Origin of the sequence: Roseibium sp. SCP14, assembly GCF_040329475.1 — a bacterium.
Lineage (GTDB): Bacteria > Pseudomonadota > Alphaproteobacteria > Rhizobiales > Stappiaceae > Roseibium.
Map to the genome: position 1 here is coordinate 1,328,702 of NZ_JBDZYH010000001.1, position 15,534 is coordinate 1,344,235.

16 protein-coding genes are annotated in these 15,534 nt (G+C 57.2%); 8 read left to right on the top strand and 8 right to left on the bottom strand.

The annotated features are described in order from the left end of the window. Position 1 precedes the first annotated feature (1 nt). Together ABLQ08_RS06110 and hisG are read left to right on the top strand one after the other, a co-directional pair. Positions 2-1,162, top strand: coding sequence for an ATP phosphoribosyltransferase regulatory subunit (locus tag ABLQ08_RS06110; protein ID WP_352940227.1), 1,161 nt, complete (start codon positions 2-4; stop codon positions 1,160-1,162). Next, the gene (gene hisG / locus ABLQ08_RS06115; RefSeq protein WP_352940228.1) at positions 1,159-2,127 is read left to right on the top strand and encodes an ATP phosphoribosyltransferase; all 969 of its coding nucleotides are present in this window, start codon (positions 1,159-1,161) and stop codon (positions 2,125-2,127) included. The genes ABLQ08_RS06110 and hisG overlap by 4 nt, the downstream gene beginning before the upstream one ends. A gap of 12 nt (positions 2,128-2,139) precedes the next feature. On the opposite strand, the gene ABLQ08_RS06120 is transcribed toward hisG, so the two are convergent. Both ABLQ08_RS06120 and ABLQ08_RS06125 read right to left on the bottom strand, forming a co-directional pair. Further along, complete coding sequence (locus ABLQ08_RS06120) at positions 2,140-2,442, bottom strand: AzlD domain-containing protein (protein ID WP_352940229.1); 303 nt, start codon at positions 2,440-2,442, stop codon at positions 2,140-2,142. Continuing rightward, positions 2,432-3,115 carry an AzlC family ABC transporter permease gene (locus ABLQ08_RS06125; protein WP_352940230.1) on the bottom strand — a complete coding sequence of 228 codons (684 nt, stop codon included), beginning with the start codon at positions 3,113-3,115 and terminating at the stop codon, positions 2,432-2,434. Before ABLQ08_RS06125 ends, ABLQ08_RS06120 begins: the two co-directional genes overlap by 11 nt. An 87-nt stretch (positions 3,116-3,202) precedes the next feature. On the opposite strand from ABLQ08_RS06125, the gene ABLQ08_RS06130 reads away from it, so the two are divergent. Continuing rightward, entirely contained in the window at positions 3,203-3,742 is a 540-nt protein-coding gene (locus ABLQ08_RS06130) for a CGNR zinc finger domain-containing protein (protein ID WP_352940231.1), read from the top strand. Positions 3,743-3,758: 16 nt separating this feature from the next. On the opposite strand, the gene ABLQ08_RS06135 is transcribed toward ABLQ08_RS06130, so the two are convergent. Beyond that, positions 3,759-4,439, bottom strand: coding sequence for a DNA-3-methyladenine glycosylase I (locus ABLQ08_RS06135; RefSeq protein ID WP_352940232.1), 681 nt, complete (start codon positions 4,437-4,439; stop codon positions 3,759-3,761). Between the two features lie 307 nt (positions 4,440-4,746). After that, the gene (locus tag ABLQ08_RS06140) at positions 4,747-5,454 is read right to left on the bottom strand and encodes a protein phosphatase CheZ (protein ID WP_352940233.1); all 708 of its coding nucleotides are present in this window, start codon (positions 5,452-5,454) and stop codon (positions 4,747-4,749) included. 297 nt (positions 5,455-5,751) lie between these two features. Between ABLQ08_RS06140 and ABLQ08_RS06145 the strand changes: the two genes are divergently transcribed. The 3 genes from ABLQ08_RS06145 to clcA all read left to right on the top strand — a co-directional run bounded on the left by ABLQ08_RS06145 (position 5,752) and on the right by clcA (position 8,990). Then, positions 5,752-6,465 carry a DUF2927 domain-containing protein gene (locus ABLQ08_RS06145; protein WP_352940234.1) on the top strand — a complete coding sequence of 238 codons (714 nt, stop codon included), beginning with the start codon at positions 5,752-5,754 and terminating at the stop codon, positions 6,463-6,465. Positions 6,466-6,715: 250 nt separating this feature from the next. Then, the gene (locus ABLQ08_RS06150; protein WP_417714892.1) at positions 6,716-7,462 is read left to right on the top strand and encodes a L,D-transpeptidase; all 747 of its coding nucleotides are present in this window, start codon (positions 6,716-6,718) and stop codon (positions 7,460-7,462) included. A gap of 172 nt (positions 7,463-7,634) precedes the next feature. Then, complete coding sequence (gene clcA, locus ABLQ08_RS06155; RefSeq protein ID WP_352940235.1) at positions 7,635-8,990, top strand: H(+)/Cl(-) exchange transporter ClcA; 1,356 nt, start codon at positions 7,635-7,637, stop codon at positions 8,988-8,990. A 57-nt stretch (positions 8,991-9,047) separates the two neighbouring features. Here the strand turns inward: clcA and glcF are convergent, their stop codons facing one another. The 4 genes from glcF to ABLQ08_RS06175 form a co-directional block, all read right to left on the bottom strand. Continuing rightward, entirely contained in the window at positions 9,048-10,385 is a 1,338-nt protein-coding gene (gene glcF / locus ABLQ08_RS06160; protein WP_352940236.1) for a glycolate oxidase subunit GlcF, read from the bottom strand. Between the two features lie 360 nt (positions 10,386-10,745). Continuing rightward, positions 10,746-11,105 (bottom strand): DUF4870 family protein, encoded by a 360-nt coding sequence (locus tag ABLQ08_RS06165; protein WP_352940237.1) that lies wholly within the window; start codon positions 11,103-11,105, stop codon positions 10,746-10,748. A gap of 47 nt (positions 11,106-11,152) precedes the next feature. Then, the gene (gene glcE / locus ABLQ08_RS06170; RefSeq protein WP_352940238.1) at positions 11,153-12,343 is read right to left on the bottom strand and encodes a glycolate oxidase subunit GlcE; all 1,191 of its coding nucleotides are present in this window, start codon (positions 12,341-12,343) and stop codon (positions 11,153-11,155) included. Between the two features lie 12 nt (positions 12,344-12,355). Then, positions 12,356-13,852 (bottom strand): FAD-linked oxidase C-terminal domain-containing protein, encoded by a 1,497-nt coding sequence (locus tag ABLQ08_RS06175; RefSeq protein WP_352940239.1) that lies wholly within the window; start codon positions 13,850-13,852, stop codon positions 12,356-12,358. 149 nt (positions 13,853-14,001) lie between these two features. Between ABLQ08_RS06175 and ABLQ08_RS06180 the strand changes: the two genes are divergently transcribed. Continuing rightward, the gene (locus tag ABLQ08_RS06180) at positions 14,002-14,946 is read left to right on the top strand and encodes a LysR family transcriptional regulator (protein ID WP_352940240.1); all 945 of its coding nucleotides are present in this window, start codon (positions 14,002-14,004) and stop codon (positions 14,944-14,946) included. 140 nt (positions 14,947-15,086) lie between these two features. Further along, the gene (locus ABLQ08_RS06185) at positions 15,087-15,482 is read left to right on the top strand and encodes a cytochrome c family protein (protein WP_352940241.1); all 396 of its coding nucleotides are present in this window, start codon (positions 15,087-15,089) and stop codon (positions 15,480-15,482) included. Positions 15,483-15,534: the final 52 nt, after the last annotated feature.

Sequence of the window (15,534 nt, forward strand, 5' to 3'; positions counted from 1 at the left end):
CATGATATCGGCGGTAGAAACACCCGGACTGGACCCGGCAAAGATCGATGCGGTACTGGACCTGTTCAAGTCGGCGGGCCATAGCCACGTCAATCCGCCGATCCTGCAACCGGCCGACGTGTTTCTTGATCTGACCGGAGAAGATATTCGCCGCCGCCTGTTCCTGACCAGCGGCACCGATGGCGTGGATCTTTGCCTTCGCCCGGACTTCACCATCCCCGTCTGCCGTCATCACCTGGCGTTCCAGAAGGCAACTCTGCCGGCGGCCTATTGTTACAACGGGCCGGTGTTCCGGCAGCGTCCGGACGGTCTTGGCGAAATTCCGCAACTCGGTGCCGAAAGCCTTGGGCGCAGTGACATCGCCGAAGCGGATGCGGACGTTCTTGCCCTTTCCGTCAATGCGCTCGAAACGTTCGGCGTTTCCTCCAACACCATCCGCATTGGTGACGAGACCCTGTTTGCGGCGGTGTTGACCGGGCTTGATCTGCCCAGTGTCTGGCGTCGGCGCCTGCGTGACCTCTTCGGAGAGACCGACAAGCTTTCAGCTGCGATCGGTAGAATGGCCGGGGGCTCGTCTTCTGACGATGAAAGCCGGGACGTCCGCCTGGGTTTCCTCTCTGCGCTCGAAGGTGCCGACCCGACTGCGGCACATGCAGTTGTCGAAGATCTTCTTTCCATTGCGGGCATTGCCGCGGTTGGCGGGCGGACACCAAGCGAAATCGCCGACCGGTTTTTGGAACAGGCTGCGCTCGCAAGCGGTGCACACGGGCACGACAAGGCTGCCGAAACACTGACCGCCTATCTCTCGCTGAAAGCAGACGGTGCGAATGCGACGGACGCGTTGAACAGCTTTGCCCGGAAATACCGGCTCGATCTTGAAGCGCCCATCGCAGCTTTCGAACAGCGGCTGGCAGCCATCGAGAACAAGGGTATCGACCGGACCAGATTGACGTTCGCAGCAGAGTTCGGACGCCGTCTGGATTACTATTCCGGGTTCGTCTTTGAAATTCATGCAGCTTCGGACGCGGTCGAAGGACCGCTGGTCGGGGGTGGCCGCTACGACAAGCTGCTCACCCTTCTGGGTGCGGCGCAGAAAGTGCCGTCCATCGGATTTTCCATGTGGCTGGACAGGATTGCCGCGAGTATCGAGGCCAACTCATGAGCAAACTCATTATCGCCATTCCTTCCAAGGGCCGCCTTCAGGAAAACACCCATGCCTTTTTCGGGCGGGCTGGTCTGAAGGTTCTCCAACCCGGTGGCGCCCGCAACTATCGCGGTGCGATCAAGGGATTGCACAATGCGGAGATCGCGTTCCTTTCGGCATCGGAGATTGCGCGCGCTCTTTCCGAGGGCTCCGTTCACTTCGGAATCACCGGACTCGACCTGGTGCACGAAAACATCACCGATCCGGAGAATGTGGTCCACATCGTCACTCCGCTTGGATTTGGACCGGCAGATGTAATTGTTGCCGTCCCCAAAGCATGGATCGACGTCGAAACCATGGCCGACCTGAGCGATGTCGCTTCGGATTTCCGCAACCGCCATGGCCGCAGGCTCCGCGTCGCGACCAAATACGTCAATCTGACCCGTGCCTTTTTCGCCAGGCACGGGATTGCCGACTACCGGATCGTGGAGAGTGCCGGAGCAACCGAGGGTGCGCCCGCCGCAGGGTCCGCGGAGCTCATTGTCGACATCACCACAACGGGTTCCACGTTGCATGCCAACAACCTGAAGATCCTGTCCGATGGTGTGATGCTGAAAAGCCAGGCCAATCTTGTCGCTTCACTCAATGCCGACTGGTCCGACACCAGCCTGGCCGCAGCCCGGGATATCCTTGACCGGGTCGCAGCAGAAGAAGCGGCCCGGGATGTCAAGCTGATCAAGGCAGTGGTCGATGACCGGACTCAGGCTTTGAGAGCGGTCAGCAGGGTTGGTGCGATGCAGCGCTTCTCGGAAGCCAACGACGATCATCGCGTCAATGTTCTGTGCCCGAAAGATGCGGTTGCCGATTGCGCCAAGCTGCTCATCGAAGAAGGCGCGGATACGGTAACGGTTGAGACGCTGGATTACGTCTTTTCCAGGGAAAATCCGCTGTTCGCACCGCTCAAGGAAAAGGTCGGCGGTTAGAAGGTCCCCGCTCTAAAGCAATCTTGAGATCAGGGCCGCGCATGCCATTCCCGCAAGCATGGCCCAGATCACGCTTCTCGTTACCAGCATCGCGGCAATCGCAGCGGCGACGGCCAGGGCAGTTCTCAGATCCGATTGCGCAAGCAAAGACGCAACAAGCGCAGCGATGACCGACGCCGACAGCCCCTCCAGAAACAGGTCGGTGCTGCGTGTGGTTCTGACGCGGGACATGAGGACTGCGCCCGCGATCCGCGTGGCAAAGGCCGCAGCTGCCATGATCAGAACCGCAATCAGAAACGTGCCGTTACTCAGCATGCAGCCACGCTGAAACAGCGCCTCCGGCGAGTGCGGCCAGAATGATGTTCCACCCCGTCGGCAGGACCGGCAACGTGAGAACCGCAATCCCCATGGCGACAAGGACCGGGACAAGCAATCTTGTCCTGGACTGCACCTGACCGGCGACCGTTGCTGCAAAAAAACAGATCATGACGACGCTGAACCCATATGCGTCCGTATCGCCAAGAATGTTGCCACCAAATGCTCCAACAGCCGTGCTGGCAACCCAGGTAACCCACAACATGACCCCACCGCCGAACAGCCTGCCAAGATCATCCTGTCCACCTTGGAGATCCGGCAATGCGTCGGCAAAGTTTGCGTCGCTCAACGTGGCCAGTACGAGGAAACGCTTGGATTTCGGCAGTCGATTGACCCATGTTGAGAGGGCTGCGCTCATGACGATGTGCCGGCTGCTCAAAGCCAGGACGACCAGGGCCAGGGAAACGAAAGCGACAGGTTCAGTCAAGAAATCCAGTGCCGCAAATTGAGCTGTTGCGGTAAAGACGAATGCGCTTGCAAGCGTGGCTTGTACCGGGTCCAGCCCCGCCTCAATCGCCGCGATCCCGAACGCGGTGCCAAAAGGAATGACAAACAGACTCACCGGGATCAACCGGCGCATGCCCAGCAATATTCCATGCAACGTCAGACGCATTCACCCGGAACTCCAAATACCTAACCCTTATTCAGGTTAGATATTCTTTAACTTGATTGTCAACCGCTACAACGGTTAGAAATTCACATGGCTTACGCAAATGGACATCCGGTCAGGTTGATCGGCGGACGACTGGCCCTTGATTTCGTCAACACGGCAGACTGGTCAAAAGACGGCAAGGTCATCCATGAAAAGATCGAGACGCCTGAGGACCTCAATATCTGGCTGGACACCCTGGAACTCGGCCCCGCGATGCTGCCGGAAGATGTGAATCATCTGCACCGTTTTCGAGCGGACATCCGGTCACTGTTGCAGGGCGGGCAAAACACGGCTGCGCTCGCGCCTGCCAGGCAAATTAACCCGGCAGGATTGGATCGGGGCCAGGCAGTCGTAACCGGGCAGCCGCTGGAAGCCCTGATCGCGATCTCCGCCATGTCGATCCTGATGGACAAGAGAGAACTGGAGCGCCTGAAAATGTGTCCGGCGCAAGACTGTGGTTGGCTGTTCATCGATGAAACCAGGAACAGCCGCCGCCGATGGTGCAGCATGGAGACTTGCGGCAACCGCGCCAAGGCAAACCGGCACTATGCCCGCCAGAAAACGACACAGAACGTAAAAAGTGGATAGCTGGCTGTGGCCTGCCTCAAAGAGGAACAGGCCGCGTGAATTCTGTCCGGGCCTGTTCGACAGGCTCGCGGCAGCAACAGCCCTCCAGATGATCGTTCACCATACCCATGGATTGCATGAAGGCATAGACCGTGGTCGGGCCGACAAAGCTCCATCCCCTTTTCTTCAGGTCCTTTGACAAAGCCGTGCTTTCCGCAGTCTTGCCAAGCGATCTGGCTGTTTCAAAGTCGAGTTTCTCAGGACGGTTATCAGGCAATGGTTCAAAGGACCAGAAGTAAGCCGCGAGCGATCCGTATTCGGCCTTCAACTCAAGCGCCCTCTTGGCATTGTTGATGGTCGACTCGATCTTCTTGCGGTGGCGCACGATTCCGCTGTCATTGAGACACCGCTCGACGTCCGCTTCGGTGAACCTGGCAACCTTCTGGAACTCAAAATTGGCAAAAGCAGCCCGGAAGCTCTCCCGTTTGCGAAGGATCGTCAGCCAGGAAAGACCCGACTGGAAACCTTCAAGACAGATTTTCTCAAACAGCCGCCTGTCCTCGTCAACCGGCCAGCCCCATTCGGTGTCGTGATATTTTTCATAATCTTCCAGACCACCGTGCCACCAGCAACGCTGCTTGCCGTCATCCCCTTCAAGCAACCCGGTTACCGGATCCCGTTCCCGCTTCACGCCTTGTTCCGATTGCTGTTCAGCCATACCCACACCAGATATTCACTATTTGTTCTCATGTTTATCGAGGAAGTATCAAAGGCACAAGTGCAATTTGCTGAAAGAACAAGAGCAACCGATTGAAACGCTTCCCGGCAAGACTTGGCAGGTATCGGAACGGGTCTCCATTCGGAATGTTGCAAAGACGGAAGGAGTGGGCTGCTTTCCCGAGCTCTACTGTGCCGTAACGCTGATGATCGGGTATCTCCTAGTGCAGGGTTGATGCTCCCCGCGTCACCCACATACAAAAAACCCGGCCTGTGGCCGGGTTCCTTTCGACTGAACACAAAGTGGTTCAGGCAAACAGGGCGTCGATGTCATCCTGTGTGGCAACATCAATGTCGCTTTCCAGCGCCGGGCCATTGAGGAGGGCCGCGTCGCCTTCCTTGTATTCGCGTTCTTCGACTTCGATTTCCTTGAAGGTTTCGATCCCGCCCCAGATGTCCATCATCTGGATGATGCGGTCTTCAACGAAACGCAGCGTCGAAACGACTTTAGTGATGCGCTGACCCGTCAGATCCTGGAAGTTACAGGCTTCGAAGATCTGAACGACCTTGTCCTGAATGTCGCCGGCCAATTCAGCATCCTGGTCCTTGAGCCGCGCGGACAGGGTGTTTGCCGTCTCGTCGATAAATTCGGCGGCCGACAGGATCGATTCGGTCGCCCCTTCCGTTCCATCAACAACCGCGTCGAGCTCGTTGGTGACGCGAGTCATCTCCTCGCCTTCGGCACCGGTCGTGTGATGAAGGGTCGCGATTTCCTTTTTGGTCTGGGCGATCGCCTCGTAGATCGCATCCAACTCGACCTTGAGCTTGGCAGCCTCTGACAGCTCCTTGCGAAACTCGGCCATGAATTTCTCGCTCATGGCTTCCGGGTCGATCGCGTTTTGCTGCTGATCCGAACCGTTGTTGATCAGCGACCTTAAACTTGAAATTTCTGCCAGGACTTCCTGGTGGCGGCGTTCTTCTGCAAAGGCGGGGTCGTCGTTTGCCCCATTACTCATACGTATCAAGCTTTCCGCTCGAAAAGATCGTTTCACCGCGGCCATGCTTACTCCCGTCCCTTGCCCCTGCAGGCGCATTTGAATCGCAATATGACCCTCTTATATCTTGGGAAGTTTAAAGAATTGTTTTTCTGCTGCCGGTTGGAAGTGACAAGAATTTTACTCTCGTGGTAACGGTTTGTTGGCTTCCTCCGGGAAATAGCTTGACTACGTTTCGCAAACAGGTTCGAGGGAACAAGGCGCAATGATCATTAAACCGATGTGGTTGCCAACGGTGTTTTGACCTATATGAATGCCATGCGTTTCATTCTGACTTTTGTTCTTTTTTCTCTTTTCGTGGTTGCGTCGCCAGCGCGTGCGGCAAGTCAGACTTTCTCGACCGAAGAGCTTCTGCAAGGTTTTGAAAGGACCGTGTTTGGTCTGGAATACCGAAGCTGGAGCTGGCGGCCTTACATGGTCAAGAAATTCACGCAACCGGTGGTCTTTTACGTTCACAATCTGTCCGCGCGTAACCGGAAGTCGATCGTTCACCGTTTCGTTCGCGAGATCGACAGGCGGGTCGGCGGATTGAAGGCCACTGTCACCAACGATCCTTCCGCGGCCAACTTCGAAGTCTATGTCGTCGACCGGGCGCAATATGTGCCGGTTGTGAAAAAGGACATCTACAAGAACAACCGGGCAAAGGTTCCAGGGCGTTGTCTTGTGCGCGTGGTTTCAGGACGGAAGGGAATCAAGCGCTCCTCAGCAGTGATCGTCTCCGACGAGGGCGAATTCCTGTTCAAACGCTGCCTCGTGGAGGAGATTCTTCAGGGTCTCGGTCCGATGAATGACGACGAGAGACTGACCCATTCCGTTTTTAACGATTCCTCCCGTCACAGCCGTTTTACGGTATTCGATCAGATCATTTTGAACATGCTCTACGATCCTCGGATCAAGCCCGGCATGTCGAAAAAGCAGATCGAACCTATTCTGCCGCTTGTCGCGCGTGATGCCCGCAGACGCGTTCGTTAACCAAGGAATCGCAGAAAGTTCAAGGATTCCAATTCAGGAAATTCAGGGAACCCGGCGCCTCTTCCCTTGCACAAGATTCCATTAAACCTGTTTTTCAAGAAAGAGCTAACCATAGGAAAGAATTACTAAAATTCTACGCTCTTGATTCACTTTTGGCAGAGCCTGCACACTTATCCTTCTTGGCAATCCGTTAAGCGGCAGTCCAGAACAGACTGCTGAACGTGGTCGATGACAAGTTAAGAGTGCTGCCATGTTCTTTAAAAGTAATATCCGACAGAATTTGTTGCTCCTCGCCGGTGCGATGATCATCGGGATCGCCATTCCGGGATCGCCGGCAACTGCAGGACAGGTTGCTCCGCCACCGCTGGTGCTCAGCCCGAACCTGACAGAGCCCTGGGTGTTGCAGTTGCAGCCAAGGGTCAACCGCAGAACCGCTGCGCCCGTACAGCGCCGTCAGGTACAACAGCCTCAGGCTCGGCGGGTTAACTGGTGGTCTCCGCGTCAGCAACCGGTGCGGCAACAGGCAAAGCCGCAGCGGCCGAGCCGGCAGGTTGCTCCGCAATTCCTGCCGACCGTTGTCGACTACAATGGCTCTCACAAGCCGGGCACCATCGTGATCGACACCAATGCCAGATATCTTTACCTGGTTCAAAAAGACGGTACAGCCCGCCGCTACGGTGTCGGCGTCGGCAAACCGGGCTTTGAATGGGCCGGATCACACAAGGTAACACGCAAGGCAGAATGGCCGGATTGGCGTCCACCCGCAGCAATGCGCAAACGCCGCCCCGACCTTCCCGCCTTCATGGCGGGTGGACCTGAAAATCCGCTCGGCGCACGCGCTCTTTACCTCGGCTCGACCCTTTACCGGATCCACGGCTCCAACCAGCCATGGACCATCGGACACGCGGTATCGTCCGGCTGCATCCGCATGCGCAACGAGGATGTGATGGACCTTTATGAGCGCGTCAAGGTCGGCACGACGGTCCATGTGATCTGATTTGCGACCAGGCACAGTGACATCGCAGTAGGACACCCGTAACGCGCGGCACAGCCGCGCGTTGTCTTTTGTCCGGCAACTCGCCCTTGCGCCGTTGACGGTTTCTCTGCAGTTTAGTTCCCGGATTGATCGAATCCCTCTGTTTTCGCTCTTGTTTCCAGGCCGGATTAACATGTCAGGACACTCCGACATCATCTCTCCAAAATCGGATGCAGCCTATTTTCTGAAGGCCGCGCTGGTGGGCGTTCTTGTCGGCAGCCTTGCCACCGGGTTTCATGCAGGCCTTGAATTCCTGTTCGCTCAATATGCGGCCCTCAGGAGCGCTGTCGGCACAGGTGTCCTGCCCTATTTGATTTCGATCGCGATTTCGTCGGTCTGCGTCGCTGCCGCGTTTCTCCTGGTTCAACGCGTGGCACCGGAAGCGGCCGGTAGCGGCATTCAGGAAATCGAAGGCGCGATGGAAGACAAGCGTCCGGTGCATTGGGCAAGCGTTCTGGTGGCGAAATTCTTCGGTGGCCTGCTTGCCCTCGGGTCCGGTCTCGTGCTCGGACGCGAAGGTCCAACCATCCACATGGGTGCAATGACCGCGGAAGCGCTTGCCAAATCGCACAAGGTTACCTCCGCAGATCACAAGGGCCTCCTTGCCGCAGGTGCAGCTGCCGGTCTGGCGGCGGCCTTCAACGCGCCGCTGGCCGCCATCCTGTTCATTGTTGAAGAAACACGGCGGCAGTTTCCATTCGGCTACCGCACCTATATGGCCGTCATCATCGCGTCGATACTGAGCGCTGCGATAACGGAACAACTCACCCACACGGGACCTCTGCTCGTCGTGGACGTCTCCTACATTCCGGTCTGGAGTTATCTTCTGCTTGGTTTCCTGGGCATAGTGCTCGGCGGTCTCGGTGTCTTCTTCAATTGGGCACTGATTGCCGTGATGGACCAGTTCCAGAAGATTCCCAAGGGCTTACGCTGGCTGCCGGCACTTGCAATCGGCGGCGCGACCGGTGTCCTGCTAAACGCATTTCCGGATGCTACCGGCGGCGGCGAAGATCTGGTGCATCACCTCATCGTCAGTGACTACGGTATTATTGCCCTGGTCATTCTGACGTTCCTGCGTTTCAGCGGTGTGCTGTTCTCCTATGCCTCCGGCGTGCCTGGCGGCATTTTCGCCCCGATGCTCTCCATTGCGACCTGTGCCGGACTGGCATTCGGCGTTGCCGCTGTCGAAACGCTGCCCGTTGAAACAGACTTCAGGGCAGCCTGTGCCGTCGCCGCCATGGGTGGTTTTTTCGCAGCTTCCGTGCGCGCGCCGCTTGTCGGTGTCGTGCTGGTGATGGAATTGACCGGTGCCTATGCTCTGATCATGCCCGTTCTGGTGACATGCACCACGGCCTCGCTGACGGCTCACCATCTGGGCGGACGGCCGATCTACGAAGAGCTCCTGGAACGCACCCTACGTCTGGCCGGTCAACCTCCCGACCGCGAACCCGACAAGACCCCGGTTCAACTTGGGACAAGGGAAACCTGACAAAGACATTGGAGCGACCGAAACCGGCGCTCCGATCGCCCCCCTGACTGATGACAGCTACTCGGCAGCTTCGATCGCCCCACTTTCATGCGACAGCGCTTCCGGCTGCGGACCGCCGTAGATCCAGTCCAGCAATTCGGCGGTGTGAACGATCGGGATACCGGTTCCAAGACCGATCTGCGTCATGCAGCCGATATTGCCAGTGGCAATAACATCGGGTTGTGTCTTTTCGATATTGGCGACCTTGCGGTCCCGCAGACGGCGGGCAATCTCCGGCTGGAGAATGTTGTAGGTGCCTGCAGACCCGCAGCAAAGGTGTCCCTCCGGCACATCCTTGACGTTGAACCCGGCAACCGTCAGGAGGTCCTTGGGCTGCCGCGTGATCTTCTGGCCATGTTGCATGGAGCACGCAGAGTGGTAGGCGACCGTCAGTTGTGGATCGCGAACAGGCTGTCCCAGTTCTATTTCCGTCAGGAACTCCGTGATGTCCTTTGCCAGAGCAGATACCCGCGCCGCCTTTTCTGCGTAAGCCGGATCGTCCTTCAACATGAAGCCGTAGTCCTTGATGGTGGTTCCGCAGCCGGACGCGGTGATGAGAACTGCATCGAGCCCCTCGCCGTCTGCTTCGCGCAGCCAGACATCGACATTGCGCCGCGCATTCTCAAGCGAGGCGTCTTCCTTGCCCATGTGATGGACCAGCGCACCGCAGCACACTTCTCCTTCGGGCAGCACGATCTCGTATCCCGCTCTTTGCAGAAGGCGAATTGTGGCGTCGTTGATGCCGGGATTGAGCACAGGCTGAGCGCATCCGCTCAAAAGGGCAACACGCCCTTTTCGTTTCGGCGCCTCTGCAGAAAACACACCCGGGCCTTCCAGTTGCCCTCTGGGCGCGGCTTTTGCCGGTGCGAGTTCCAGCATCGCACCGACTTTTGCAAGCGGGCCACCTATTGCCTTGAACGCCCCGGCGAACGGACGGCCGAAAAACGCCCCGATCAACGCCAAGCGAAACCTCTTGGGATAAGGAAGGACATGCGCGAGCAAAGACCTCATGAGCCGATCGCTCAACGGCCTCTTGTAGGTCTTTTCGATATGAATGCGGGCGTGATCGACCAGGTGCATGTAATGCACGCCCGACGGGCAGGTGGTCATGCAGGCAAGGCAGGACAGGCAACGATCGATATGCTTGACGATCTTCTCGTCCGCAGGACGGTCATTCTCCAGCATGTCCTTGATCAGGTAGATCCGTCCGCGCGGGCTGTCGAGTTCATCACCCAGGAGCGTGAATGTCGGACAGGTCGCCGTGCAGAAGCCGCAATGCACACATTTGCGCAAGATCTTTTCTGATTCGGCGACATGGCTGTCCTTCAGCTGCTCCGCAGTGAAATTGGTCTGCATTGTGCCTGGCGTCTCCTCACCTATCCGTCACCACGGATATCTCCCCAGATGGAAGCGGATCGTACGGGTTGGGGAAACCTCACACAAGGTGCGTTTCAGGCATAGGGGTTTTGCCAAAATGGACAATTTGGACAAATCGGCAGGTGTTTTCTCTCCCGTACCAGGCACGCTCACCCCACACAAACAAAAGAAAAACTCTTTGATCGGAAGCAGGGTGCGCGGGTTTCCGCTGCACAATGGTGGCAAGGCGTAAGCCGCAAGCGGAAGCTCAAGAGCACCACGATCCGGAAACTCAGAATGCCACGGGTCCACTCGCATCGTCACGCGAGTGCCCCCATGACGGCTTGAAGATCGAGCTTTTCAGAACGTCCAGGTCTGAGGATCGGGAATAGCTTCGTTTCGCGCAGCAAGCTGCAGTCCCTTGATGCAGCGAATGATTGCCCAGATTGCGGTCGCCAACAGTACGAAAATGCCGACGAAGACAAACATCAAAACCACGCCGATTACACTGAACAGAATGCCTATCCAGAAGGTCCGGATCTGGAAGGTGTAATGTGTGTCGACCCAGCTCACGCTTCTGCCCCTGTTCAGATAAGCGAAGATCACGCCGATCAGCGATGTGAAGCCGATTAGAAGACTGACGAGATAAAGAATGTAAACGAGGGTGGCGTTCTTGCCACCCGGTTCCAAATAACCTGCAACATCGGATTGCTGTTCCATTACCGCGCTCCCTGCGAAGAATGCGTATTGAACGTAATCCGGAAAGACTACACGCCGGAGATCATTCGTCCAGGGTTGAGCACGCCATGAGGGTCGAACTGTTCCTTCAATCGGCGTGACAAGGTTGCAAGCGGGGCCGGCTGCGGCTGGAAAACCTCCACATTGGACCGGACCGAGGCATCCGCCCGCACAAGGGTCGCATGACCGCCCCCGACATCGGTCAGAGCCGCTCTGATCTCGACATCGTGGATCCGGCCATCATCGCAGGAAAGCCAGACGAGGCCGCCGCTCCAATCGAAGAATGCTTTGAGATCAATCCGGTCCCTGAGCAATTTCACAAACCGAGGCCCTGCCGTTGGTGTGAGCGACACCCGCCAGACCGGAGTTTCCCCATTTGCAAAGGGTGACACATCCCGGATGGAACGCCACAGGGCCTGCGACTCGGCTTCCGCCAACCTTGCCGGTGAGGCGAATTCCTTCAAGAGGTTTTGCAGTGTCCTGAAACGGTAGTCTACGGATGTTTCGAACCCTTCCAGCCGCAAGATGGTCTTGCTGTCCTCGCCATTGATCCCGGAGGGCAGATGGGCGGCGGCCGATACTTCCGCCGAAGATCCCATGGCCGCGCACAAAGCCTTGACGCCGTCTTCCTCGCTCAAACCGGAAAGCTGGAACGTGGCTGAGGTTTCCGGTTTCGGATTGACCTTGAGCGTTACCGTCGCTGCGACTGCAAGCGTGCCGAACGACCCGCAGAGTGCCCGAGGCAGATCGTAACCGGTAACGTTCTTGACGACCTTGCCACCTGAATTGAAGATCTCTCCCCGGCCGGAAACGGCTTCCATTCCAAGCACATGGTCCCGTGCGGCACCTGCCTTTATTCGGCGCGGCCCGGACAGGTTCGACGCCAGCACACCGCCAACTGTTCCCTTCCCCGGTTCGCTTCCAAACAGAGGACCATAATCCATCGGTTCGAAGGAAAGCTCCTGGCCATTATCGTCAACAAGCTCTTCAACCTCGGCAACCGGAGTTCCGGCCTTGACCGTCAACACGAGCTCCGCCGGTTCATAAGTTTCAACACCGGTCAGGTTGGAGAGATCCAGAATATGTGCGGCCTGAACCGGTCGGCCGAGCCCCTGTTTCGACCCATGGCCACAGATTTCCAGCGGCTGATTCTCTGCAGCTGCCCATCTCACGGCCTCTTCCACCTCCCGCGTGTCCCGCGGTTTCAATGTCGTTTCCATGCAAAGAAGTCCTTAGAAGCGGGGGATATCGGGAAAGGGCAACTGGCCTTTATGCACATGCATCTTGCCCAACTCCGCACAGCGATGAAGAACGGGAAACACCTTGCCCGGATTGAGCAGGTGTTTTTCATCAAACGCACATTTGACACGCTGCTGTTGTTTCAGATCCTCTTCGGAGAACATGTCGGTCATCAGATCGCGCTTTTCGATCCCGACGCCATGTTCACCTGTCAGTACGCCGCCGACCTCAACACAAAGCCTCAGGATATCCGCCCCGAATGCCTCCGCTGCGTCCAGCTCTCCCGGCTTGTTGGCGTCATAAAGGATCAGCGGATGCAGGTTGCCGTCGCCGGCATGGAAGACATTGGCAACACCAAGACCATGCTTCTCGCCCAGCTCGCGCATACGGGCGAGAACCTTCGGCAATTCGCGGCGCGGGATGGTTCCGTCCATACAAAGGTAATCTGGAGATATCCGGCCGACAGCCGGAAAGGCGGCCTTGCGCCCTGCCCAGAATGTCATCCGCTCTTCTTCGCTCTGGGAAATGCGAACGTGGCTGGCCTGGTTGGCCTTTGCAATCTCTTCCACGCGGCCGATGAGAAAATCGACTTCGCCTTCAGGCCCGTCCAGTTCAACGATCAGCAGGGCTTCGACATCACGCGGATATCCGGCGTGAACAAAGTCTTCGGCCGCATGAATGGCAGGTTTGTCCATCATTTCCATGCCGCCGGGAATGATGCCCGCGGCAATGATGTCCGCGACACAGCGACCGCCATCTTCACTCGTCGGAAAACCGATCAGCAATGCGCGCGCCGTTTCTGGCTTTTGCAGGATTCGCACCGTCACTTCCGTGACCACGCCAAGCAATCCTTCCGAACCGGTCATCAGCGCCAGAAGGTCGTAACCTTCGCTGTCCAGATGTTTGCCACCAAGGCGAATGACCTCGCCGGTTATCAGTACCATCTGAAGTCCGAGGACGTTATTGGTCGTCAAGCCGTATTTCAGGCAATGTACTCCGCCTGAATTCTCCGCAATATTGCCGCCGATGGAGCATGCAATCTGAGATGAGGGATCGGGAGCATAGTAAAAGCCCTCGTGCTCGACCGCACGTGTGATGCCGAGATTTGTCACCCCCGGCTGGACAACAACGGCCCGGTTCGGAAAGTCGATATCCAGCACACGATTGAACTTCATCATCGACAGCAGGACACCATCCTCGAGCGGAAGCGCTCCGCCCGAAAGCGATGTTCCAGCGCCGCGCGGGACCACCTTCACGTCATTGTCATAACAATATTTCAATACCTTCGAGACCTGCTCGACTGTTTCCGGCAGGACCACGATCAGCGGCAATTGCCGATAGGCTGTCAGGGCGTCGGTCTCGTAGGCGCGCATCTCGCGCTCATCGTGAATGACCCCTTCTCCCGGCACGATTGCCTGAAGGGCGCTGACGATTTCCTTGCGTCTGGCAAGGACATCCTGGTCCGGGGCTGGCATCGCGATCGCGGTCAAAAGGGACCTCCTTCCTCTCTAGGTATGATCCATCTGACTTGCTCTGTCGTAGCAAGAGCTGGTAGATCATCGCTTTCCTGAATACTGGCAAGTATCGCGCCCCAGGAAAACGTTCGGAAAATAATAATTGTCTTTCTGAGAGATTGAAAATGAGCAATCTGACGGACATGGAAATCTTCGCCCGGGTGGTCAGCGCGGGCAGCATGTCAGCGGCCGGACGTGAAATGAACCTGTCTCCTGCCGTGGTCTCGAAGCGGATCAGGCGACTTGAGGAAAAACTGGGAACGCGGCTTTTGCAAAGAACGACCCGTCAGATCGCCATGACGGAAGCCGGACAGGGCTTCTACGAACGGGTGATCGCGATCCTGGCCTCTGTGGAAGAGGCGGAATCGTTCGTCTCGCGCGGGTCTGCCAAGGCACGTGGCAATCTCAGGGTTGCCGTTCCCACATCCTTCGGCCGTCTGCATATCGCTCCGCATCTCGGAAAGTTTCTGACCGAGAACCCGGATCTTTCAGTCAACCTCGATCTCTCCGACGACTTTGTCGATATTGTCGGCGACGGTTATGACCTGGCCATCCGGATCGCTGAACTCTCCGATTCCAGTCTTGTTGCCCGCCGGCTTGCGCCTGTACACCGGATCCTGTGCGCCAGCCCCGACTATCTGGAAAAACATGGTGTTCCGGAGAATATCGACGACCTGACCCACAATCACGTCACCATTGCCGCAACAAATCAGGATCCCTGGCGCCTCGCCGGTCCCGACGGCATCGAAACGGTGCGCACGCAGGCGCCGGTCAAAACCAACTCCAACGAAGTGGTTCGCGAGTGTCTTTTGGCAGGGGTCGGTATCGCACTTCGCTCTACCTGGGATGTCGGACCTGAATTGCGCGAGGGAAAACTTCAGATCCTGCTGCCGCAATACCGGGCATCCAAGGATGTCGGTCTTTACGCGGTTTATCCGAGCCGCCAGTTTCTTCCAGCGAAAGTACGTGTCTTCATTGACTTCCTTGCCGGTCTTTACGGCTCATCTCCCTATTGGGACACCGGACTGGAAGACTGGCTTCGACTGCCGAGCAACGCACGAGCAGGTTGAGAAGCCCAAGACCTCGCCCTTTGAGGGTGACGTTCGACTTTGCAACTCACACAGATGCGACCGCGCGTCACTTGCATCCGGAACGGACATCCTGTTCTCTAACGGCGGGTTTCAACGCACCCGAAATGAGGGAGACACATATGCAGCGATTGCTGACGATCGCCGGAACCGCGCTTCTGGCAATGACCCTGCAGGCGAGCGCCGAGGGCGACCCTGCCAAGGGCGAAAAAGTATTCAAGAAGTGTGCCGCCTGCCACGCTGTTGGTGAAAACGCCAAGAACAAGGTTGGCCCGCAGTTGAACGGTGTTGTCGACCGTCCCTGGGGTCAGGTGGAAGGCTACAAGTATTCCAAAGCCCTGATCGAACAAGGCGACGGACAGGTCTGGGATTTCGAAAACCTCGACGTTTACCTGACCAAGCCGAAGGATCTGATCAAGAAGGGTAAAATGGCATTTGCCGGACTGCGCAAGGAAGACGACCGCGTCAACGTGATCGCTTATCTGGCACAGTTCAACGAAGACGGCACGACCAAGTAAGCCGCACAGGCATCAAGAACACAAAGGCCGGGTTTCCCCCGGCCTTTTTTGT